This window comes from Streptomyces sp. NPDC001027 (genome assembly GCF_040299045.1).
Classification (GTDB): domain Bacteria; phylum Actinomycetota; class Actinomycetes; order Streptomycetales; family Streptomycetaceae; genus Streptomyces.
Map to the genome: position 1 here is coordinate 1 of NZ_JBEPBI010000317.1, position 7,297 is coordinate 7,297.

Below are 7,297 nucleotides of genomic sequence, written 5' to 3' on the forward strand. Positions count from 1 at the left end.
CGCATCAGCGTCCTGTTCGCCATGCTCCGCGACGGAACCTTCTACCAGCCGAGAAGCCCCCGCACCGCTTGACGAAAGACATAGAGGCACCCCCCCAACGGCCGTGCGCCGCAGGGAGGTTCGATCCGGGACGAGGCCGGCGGAGTTCGGGACACGGCGGGCCCGACTGCGGAAGAGTGGGACGACGCGGTACGAGGAGGCTCGGACGGAGGGGACGACGATGCTGAGGACTCCCGCAAGTGAGCGGCGACTCGACATCCTGGAGTGGCTGAAGGAGCCGGCCCGGCACTTCCCGCGGCCGCGGCACGGCGACCTCGTCCAGGACGGAGTCACCGCGGACGTCGTCGCGGCGAAACTCGGCGTGCGCCGCCGGGTGGCCGACACCCACCTCGCCCTGCTCGCCGGCATCGGCCTGCTGCGCGCCAAGCGCGTCGGACGCCGCACGTACTACCGACGCGACGAGATGCGCATAGCCGAAGTGGCCCGCATGTTCGAGAAGGGCTGGTGACGGACGTGGAGGAGGAGCCGCAGGGACCGCCCCACGGGAACGCTCCGGCGAACACGGCGAACACGGCGAACACGGCGAACACGGCGAACACGGCGGACCCCGGGGGCGGCCGGACGGCTCTCGTCCCCCTCCGGTACGTCGCGCTCCCCGGCCACGGCCCCGAGGACGTCGTCGCCGACCCCGAGGGGCGGATCCTGACCGGGGTGGCGGACGGACGGATCCTGCGCGTCGCCGGACTGGACGATCCGCGCGCCGCCCGCGTCGAACGCCTCGCCGAGATCGCCGGCCGCCCACTCGGTCTCGAACTCCTCCCGGACGGCGACCTGTTGGTGTGCTCCGCCGACGGCGCGCTGCTGCGCGTCGACCTCGGCGGCGCCGGCCGGGTGCGGGTGCTGACCGAGACGGCGGCGGGGGAGCGGCTGCGCTTCTGCAGCAACGTCGTCGCCCTGCCCGACGGGACGGCCTACTTCACCGTCTCCAGCCGGGTCCACCCGCTGCAGGACTGGATGGGCGACATCGTCGAGCACAGCGGCACCGGACGGCTGCTGCGGCTGGCGCCCGGCGCCCGCGAGGCCGAAGTCGTCCTGGAGGGGCTGCAGTTCGCCAACGGCCTGGTGCGAGGGCGCGACGACTCGTGTCTGATCGTCGCCGAGACCGGCGCCCGCCGCCTCACCCGCTTCCGGCTCACCGGCCCCCGGGCCGGACAGGCCGAACCGCTCGCCACGAACCTGCCGGGCTTCCCCGACAACATGTGGCGCGGCACGCCCGGCGGCCCGGTCTGGGTGGCGCTGGCCGGCCCGAGCGTCCCCCCGCTCGGCCTGCTGCACCGCGCGGGCCCCGCCGTTCGCCGCCGCGCCGCCCGCCTCGCCCTGCACGCCCCCTACCGCCCCTCGGGCACGACCGGCGTGCTCGCCGTCGACGACGAAGGCCGGGTCCTGCACCGGCTCACCCGGCGCCGCTCCGGTTTCCGCATGGTCACCAGCGTCTGCGAGAGCGGCGGCAGCCTGGTCCTGGGCAGCCTGTGGGAGCGGGGCATCGCGATCTGCGAGTCGCCGGCGACCGGGTAGGGCGGCGCTCCTCGATTTCAGGGCGAGGAGCGTGTCAAGCTGGTGCCCGGCCGTGATCAGTCGGGATCCGGCGGGGCGGGCGGACCGGGCAGGAGACGTGACGAGATGACAGCTCCACAGGCCCAGCGCCTCCGGGCCGGGGCCCCGCGCGGGGCGGCCCGCTCGGGACAGCTGCCGGTGGTCGCCGTCGTGGCCGTCGGCGGCGGCATCGGCGCCGTCGCCCGCTACGCCGCGGCCCTGCGGTGGCCCACCGGGGACGGCGGATTCCCCTGGACGACGTTCTGGGTGAACGTGGTCGGCTGCGCGGTGATCGGCGTGTTCCTGGTGGTGATCACCGAGGTCGTGACGGCCCACCGGCTGGTGCGGCCGTTCTTCGGCACCGGGGTGCTCGGCGGCTTCACCACCTTCTCGACGTACGCCGTCGACGTCCAGAAGCTGCTCGACGCGGGGCGCACCGGCGCCGCCCTGACCTACCTCGCCGGGACCCTGGCCGCGGCGCTCGCCGCGGTGTGGCTGGCGGCCACGGCGACCCGCCGCGTCCTCTCGCGGGGGCGGCGATGACGCGGCTCGCGGGCGGCGCACTGCGGCTGACCGTCTTCGTCGGCGAGAACGACACCTGGCGGCGCCGGCCCCTGTACTCGGAGATCGTGCACCGCGCCCACGCGGCCGGTCTCGCGGGGGCCAGCGTCTTCCGCGGCGTGGAGGGCTTCGGCGCCTCCTCGCTGATCCACACCTCGCGACTGCTCTCGCTCAGCGAGGACCTGCCGGTCGCCGTCGTGATCGTCGACACGCCGGAACGGGTGGAGGCCTTCCTGCCGCGGATCGACGAGCTGATCACGGACGCGACGGCGGTCCTCGACGAGTGCCGTGTCCTCGGACGCGCCGGCCGGAGCGCCGACGCGGACGGCGACGGTGACCCCGCCGGAAGCCGTGGCGACCAGCCGGACGATTCGGACATGAAGGGTAAGAACTCGTTGTGAACTGGCTGGTGGTCGTCGCCGGCGGCATGATCGGCGCGCCGCTGCGCTACCTGACCGACCGGGCGGTGCAGTCCCGGCACGACTCCGTCTTCCCCTGGGGCACCTTCGTCGTCAACATGGTCGGCTGCCTGATCCTCGGCACGCTGACCGGCGCCACGACGGTCGGCCCCGACCTGCGGTTGTTCCTGGGGACGGGGCTGTGCGGGGCGCTGACCACGTACTCCACGTTCTCGTACGAGACGCTCCGGCTGACCGAGACGGGGGCCTCACTGCAGGCGGTCGCCAACGCCGCGGGCAGTGTGGCCGTGGGCCTCGGGGCCGCGTCCGCCGGGGTCGCCCTCGGGCAGTGGGCGTGGTCGTGAAGACGTCCAGCAGGTCCCGGGCCTGGTAGGACTGTCTCCGACACCGGGGCGTCCACCACGCCGTCGACCGATTCGTCTCCTCAGAACTGGATTCCATGAGCGCCATCTCCGTCGGCCAGGCCGTCGTCCTCGGAGCCGTCGAGGGAGTGACCGAGTTCCTCCCCGTCTCCTCCACCGGTCATCTGAAGATCACCGAAGGGCTGATGCACATCCCGGTCGACGACGACGCCGTCGTCGGGTTCTCCGCCGTCATCCAGGTCGGAGCGATCGCCGCGGTCCTCGTGTACTTCCGCAAGGACATCGTGCGGATCGTGTCGGCGTGGTTCCGCGGGCTGCGCGACCGTGAGGAGCGCCACCACCACGACTACAAGTTCGCCTGGTGGGTGATCTACGCGACGATCCCGATCGTCGTCGTCGGCCTCGCCGCCAAGCCGCTGATCGAGGGGCCGCTGGCCTCGCTGTGGGTGGTGGCGGGCTCGCTCATCGTCGGCAGCGGGGTGATGTGGGCGGCCGACCAGATGGGCCGGCACAAGCGCGGCGAGGACGACACCTCGTTCAAGGACGCGGTGCTCGTCGGCAGCTCCCAGATCCTCGCGCTGCTCTTCCCCGGGTTCTCCCGCTCCGGCGCGACCATGTCCACCGCGCTGATCCTGGACCTGGACCGGGTCGCCGCCACCCGCCTGTCGTTCTTCCTCGGCATCCCCGCCCTCACCGGCGCCGGCATCTACGAGCTGAAGGACGCGCTGGGCGCCGGCGCCGGCGCGGCGCCCCTGGCCGTCGGCACGGCGGTGTCCTTCGTGGTCGCCTACGCCTCCATCGCCTGGCTGCTGAAGTTCGTCGCCAAGCACTCCTTCAACGCGTTCGTCGTCTACCGGATCGTCGTCGGACTGGCCCTGTTCGGACTGCTGGCCTCGGGAGTCCTCGACAGCTGAGCCGCCGACTCCCCTACCGGGGCGGGACGTTGCCTTTCAGGCCGCCCGCCCCTGAATTTTTGTCTTCAGACGCCTTGACAGGGCCCTCGGGCCCCCCGGAGTATCTGTCCCGTGAACCTGTCAGACAGCCAGACAGGTGGTCGGATGCCGCGGCGCGTCAGCGCCATGGAAGCGGTGCTCATCCACCTCCGCGGCGCCATCGAACGCGGCGAGTACGCCATCGGCGACAAGCTCCCCTCCGAGGCGGAGCTCTGCCGCACCCTCGAAGTGTCCCGGCCCGTGCTGCGGGAGGCCCTGCGCGCCCTGCAGACCATGGGCCTCACGGTCGCCCGGACCGGCAAGGGCACCTTCGTGATCGCCAACACCGTCGAGGACCCCACCTTCGGCGACTACGCGGCCAGCGATCTGCTCGAGGTGCGCCGCCACGTCGAGGTCCCGGTCGCCGGGTACGCGGCCCGGCGCCGCACCGCGGAGAACCTGGACCACCTCGCCCATCTGCTCGACCGCATGGAGCGGGAGACGGACACCACCGCGTGGGTCGCGATGGACACCCTCTTCCACCTGGCCGTCGCCGAAGCCGCCCAGAACCCGGTCTTCCGCCGGGTCATCGAGGAGATCCGGGACGCACTGGCGCGTCAGTCGGCCTTCCTCAACGAACTGGGCGGCCGGCGCGAACAGTCCAACCGCGAGCACCGGGCGATCGTCGAGGCCCTGATCGACGGTTCCGAGACCGACGCCGTGGAGGCCATGAGCCACCACCTCGACCGCGTCGAGACCACCCTCACCGACATCGTCCGCGCCGCCGGCACGGACGCCCCCCTGGAAGGCGGACCCGAGGCGTGAGCGACCAGCACCTCAAAGACGAGACGCGCCCCTCCACCCGTCACGTCGACGCCGGAGACGAGGGCTACAGCAAGTCGCTGAAATCCCGCCACGTCAACATGATCGCCATCGGCGGCGCCATCGGCACCGGCCTGTTCCTCGGGGCAGGCGGCCGGCTCGCCGACGCCGGGCCCTCCCTCTTCATCGCCTACGCGGTCTGCGGGATCTTCGCCTTCCTCGTCGTGCGCGCCCTGGGCGAACTCGTCCTGTACCGCCCCTCGTCCGGCGCCTTCGTGTCCTACGCCCGCGAGTTCATGGGCGAGAAGGGCGCGTACACGGCCGGCTGGATGTACTTCCTGAACTGGGCCACCACCGGCATCGCCGACATCACCGCGGTCGCCACCTACACCCACTACTGGGGCATGTTCTCCGACATACCCCAGTGGGTGATCGCGCTCATCGCCCTGGCCGTGGTCCTCACCGTGAACCTGATCTCGGTGAAGATCTTCGGCGAACTGGAGTTCTGGTTCGCCATCGTCAAGGTCAGCGCCCTGGTGATCTTCATGTGCATCGGCATCTTCCTGCTGGTCACCCAGCACCCGGTGGACGGCGCCACCCCGGGCCCCTCCCTCGTCAGCGACAACGGCGGCATCTTCCCCAGCGGCCTGCTGCCCATGCTGCTGATCATCCAGGGCGTCGTGTTCGCCTACGCCTCCGTCGAGCTGGTCGGCGTCGCCGCCGGCGAGACCGAGAACCCCGAGAAGATCGTGCCCAGGGCGATCAACTCGATCATGTGGCGCGTGGGCCTGTTCTACGTCGGCTCGGTGGTCCTGCTGTCGATGCTGCTGCCGTGGAACAAGTACACCTCCGGCGAGAGCCCCTTCGTGACGGTCCTGTCCAACGTCGGCATCCCGGCGGCGGGCGGGGTCATGAACCTCGTCGTCCTCACCGCGGCCATGTCCTCGCTCAACTCCGGCCTGTACTCCACCGGCCGCATCCTGCGCTCCATGGCGATGTCCGGCTCCGCGCCGAAGTTCACCTCGGTCATGAGCCGCAGCCAGGTCCCCTACGGCGGCATCCTGCTCACCAGCGGCATCTGCGTCCTCGGCGTGGGCCTGAACTTCGTCGTCCCGGCGGACGCCTTCGAGATCGTCCTGAACTTCGCGGCGATCGGCATCCTCGCCACCTGGGGCATGATCATGATCTGTCACCTCCTCTTCTGGCAGAAGACCCAGAAGGGCGAGCTGACCCGCCCCGGCTACCGGCTGCCGGGCTCCCCGTGGACCGAGCTGGCGACGCTCTTCTTCCTCGCCTCGGTCCTGGTCCTCATGTACGCCGACGGCGGCGCCGGACGGACCACCGTGCTGTGCCTGCCGCTGATCGTCGCCGCCCTGGTCGCCGGGTGGTACGGCATCCGCCGCAACCTCGCGCGCACCTCGTCCGAGGCCGACCGGTGACCTCGTCGCCGACCGCCGACCGCCCACCAGTGATGCAGGCAGTGATGTACAGCAGTTCCCTCGCCGACGCCCCCGTGATCCGCGAACCCCTCCATGCACCCGTCGCCCACCTGGTCCGCGGCGGGGTGACCGAAGGCGTCCACTACGGCTCCGTCGTCGTCCTGGGCGCCGACGGCTCCGTCGAGCTCCAGCTCGGCGACGTCGAGGCCGCCTTCTATCCGCGCTCGGCGCTCAAGCCCGTCCAGGCCGTCGCCATGGTCCGGGCCGGGCTGCCCCTCGACGGCGAGCTCCTCTCGCTCGCGGCGGCCAGCCACTCCGGCGAGGAACGCCACCTCGCCGGGACCCGGCGCATCCTCGAGCTGGCCGGCGTCACGGAGCACGACCTGCGCAACGTCGAGGACCTGCCGTACGCCCCGGCGGTCCGCGACGAGTGGATACGGGCGGGCCGGGGGCCCTCCCGCCTGGCCCAGAACTGCTCCGGCAAGCACGCGGCCATGCTCTACACCTGCAAGCTCAACGGCTGGTCCCTCGACGGCTGCCTCGACCCGGAGCACCCGCTCCAGCAGGCGATCGCCGAGATCGTCGAGGACCTCACCGGGCAGCGCATCGCCCGGGTCACCGTCGACGGGTGCGGCGCACCGCTGTTCTCCGTCTCCCTGCACGGCCTCGCCCGGGCCGTCTCCCGCGTCACCGCCTCCGCGCCCGGCACCCCCGAGGCACGCGTGACCGACGCGATGCGCGCCCATCCCGAGATGGCCTCCGGCGCCGGCCGGGACGTCGCCGCCCTGATGCACGCCGTGCCCGGGCTGCTCGCCAAGGACGGCTTCGAGGGCGTCGAGGTCGCCGCGCTCCCCGACGGCCGCGCCGTCGCCGTCAAGATCTCCGACGGCGCGAACCGCGCCCGCGTCCCGGTCACCGCGGCCGCCCTCGTCCGGGCCGGCGTCGACCCGGGCCTTCTCACCGATTTCGCGGGCGAGCCGCTGCTCGGCGGCGGCGAGCCCGTGGGCAGCCTGCGACCCGTCCGGGCACTGGACCCGGTCACCGTGCGGGCCTGCGTCTGACAGCTCCGGTGGCCACCGAGTGTGCGCGGTGGCCACCGGCGGACCGCCGGTCGTCCCTCCCGCCGGCCGTCCCCTTCACCGCAGACCCGGCCGGGCCCCGCGCCCGAG

At 72.2% G+C, this 7,297-nt stretch carries 9 protein-coding genes; all 9 read left to right on the plus strand.

All coding sequences use genetic code 11. The features are described from left to right. Positions 1–220 precede the first annotated feature (220 nt). The 9 genes from ABT300_RS39160 to ABT300_RS39200 all read left to right on the plus strand — a co-directional run bounded on the left by ABT300_RS39160 (position 221) and on the right by ABT300_RS39200 (position 7,189). Entirely contained in the window at positions 221–508 is a 288-nt protein-coding gene (locus ABT300_RS39160) for an ArsR family transcriptional regulator (RefSeq protein WP_351686490.1), read from the plus strand. After that, a complete protein-coding gene (locus ABT300_RS39165; RefSeq protein WP_351686493.1) occupies positions 505–1,575 on the plus strand; it encodes an SMP-30/gluconolactonase/LRE family protein in 1,071 nt (356 codons plus the stop codon). The genes ABT300_RS39160 and ABT300_RS39165 overlap by 4 nt, the downstream gene beginning before the upstream one ends. Positions 1,576–1,680: 105 nt before the next feature. Continuing rightward, complete coding sequence (gene crcB / locus ABT300_RS39170) at positions 1,681–2,136, plus strand: fluoride efflux transporter CrcB (protein WP_351686496.1); 456 nt, start codon at positions 1,681–1,683, stop codon at positions 2,134–2,136. After that, the gene (locus ABT300_RS39175; protein ID WP_351686498.1) at positions 2,133–2,555 is read left to right on the plus strand and encodes a DUF190 domain-containing protein; all 423 of its coding nucleotides are present in this window, start codon (positions 2,133–2,135) and stop codon (positions 2,553–2,555) included. The genes crcB (ABT300_RS39170) and ABT300_RS39175 overlap by 4 nt, the downstream gene beginning before the upstream one ends. After that, positions 2,552–2,917, plus strand: a complete 366-nt coding sequence (gene crcB / locus ABT300_RS39180) for a fluoride efflux transporter CrcB (protein ID WP_351686500.1) — start codon at positions 2,552–2,554, stop codon at positions 2,915–2,917. The genes ABT300_RS39175 and crcB (ABT300_RS39180) overlap by 4 nt, the downstream gene beginning before the upstream one ends. A gap of 95 nt (positions 2,918–3,012) precedes the next feature. After that, positions 3,013–3,849: an undecaprenyl-diphosphate phosphatase gene (locus ABT300_RS39185; RefSeq protein WP_351686503.1), complete on the plus strand. Its 837-nt coding sequence runs from the start codon at positions 3,013–3,015 to the stop codon at positions 3,847–3,849. A 165-nt stretch (positions 3,850–4,014) separates the two neighbouring features. Next, positions 4,015–4,692, plus strand: a complete 678-nt coding sequence (locus ABT300_RS39190; protein ID WP_351686511.1) for a FadR/GntR family transcriptional regulator — start codon at positions 4,015–4,017, stop codon at positions 4,690–4,692. Then, positions 4,689–6,128, plus strand: coding sequence for an amino acid permease (locus ABT300_RS39195; RefSeq protein WP_351686505.1), 1,440 nt, complete (start codon positions 4,689–4,691; stop codon positions 6,126–6,128). Before ABT300_RS39190 ends, ABT300_RS39195 begins: the two co-directional genes overlap by 4 nt. A gap of 44 nt (positions 6,129–6,172) precedes the next feature. Then, positions 6,173–7,189, plus strand: a complete 1,017-nt coding sequence (locus ABT300_RS39200; RefSeq protein WP_351686508.1) for an asparaginase — start codon at positions 6,173–6,175, stop codon at positions 7,187–7,189. Positions 7,190–7,297 lie beyond the last annotated feature (108 nt).

Excerpts from the sequence above, each read along its gene's own strand:
- ABT300_RS39160 (WP_351686490.1), top strand. The coding sequence starts at position 221 with ATGCTGAGGACTCCCGCAAGTGAGCGGCGACTCGACATCCTGGAGTGG.
- crcB (WP_351686496.1), top strand. The coding sequence starts at position 1,681 with ATGACAGCTCCACAGGCCCAGCGCCTCCGGGCCGGGGCCCCGCGCGGG.
- ABT300_RS39175 (WP_351686498.1), top strand. The coding sequence starts at position 2,133 with ATGACGCGGCTCGCGGGCGGCGCACTGCGGCTGACCGTCTTCGTCGGC.
- ABT300_RS39185 (WP_351686503.1), top strand. The coding sequence starts at position 3,013 with ATGAGCGCCATCTCCGTCGGCCAGGCCGTCGTCCTCGGAGCCGTCGAG.
- ABT300_RS39190 (WP_351686511.1), top strand. The coding sequence starts at position 4,015 with ATGGAAGCGGTGCTCATCCACCTCCGCGGCGCCATCGAACGCGGCGAG.
- ABT300_RS39200 (WP_351686508.1), top strand. The coding sequence starts at position 6,173 with ATGTACAGCAGTTCCCTCGCCGACGCCCCCGTGATCCGCGAACCCCTC.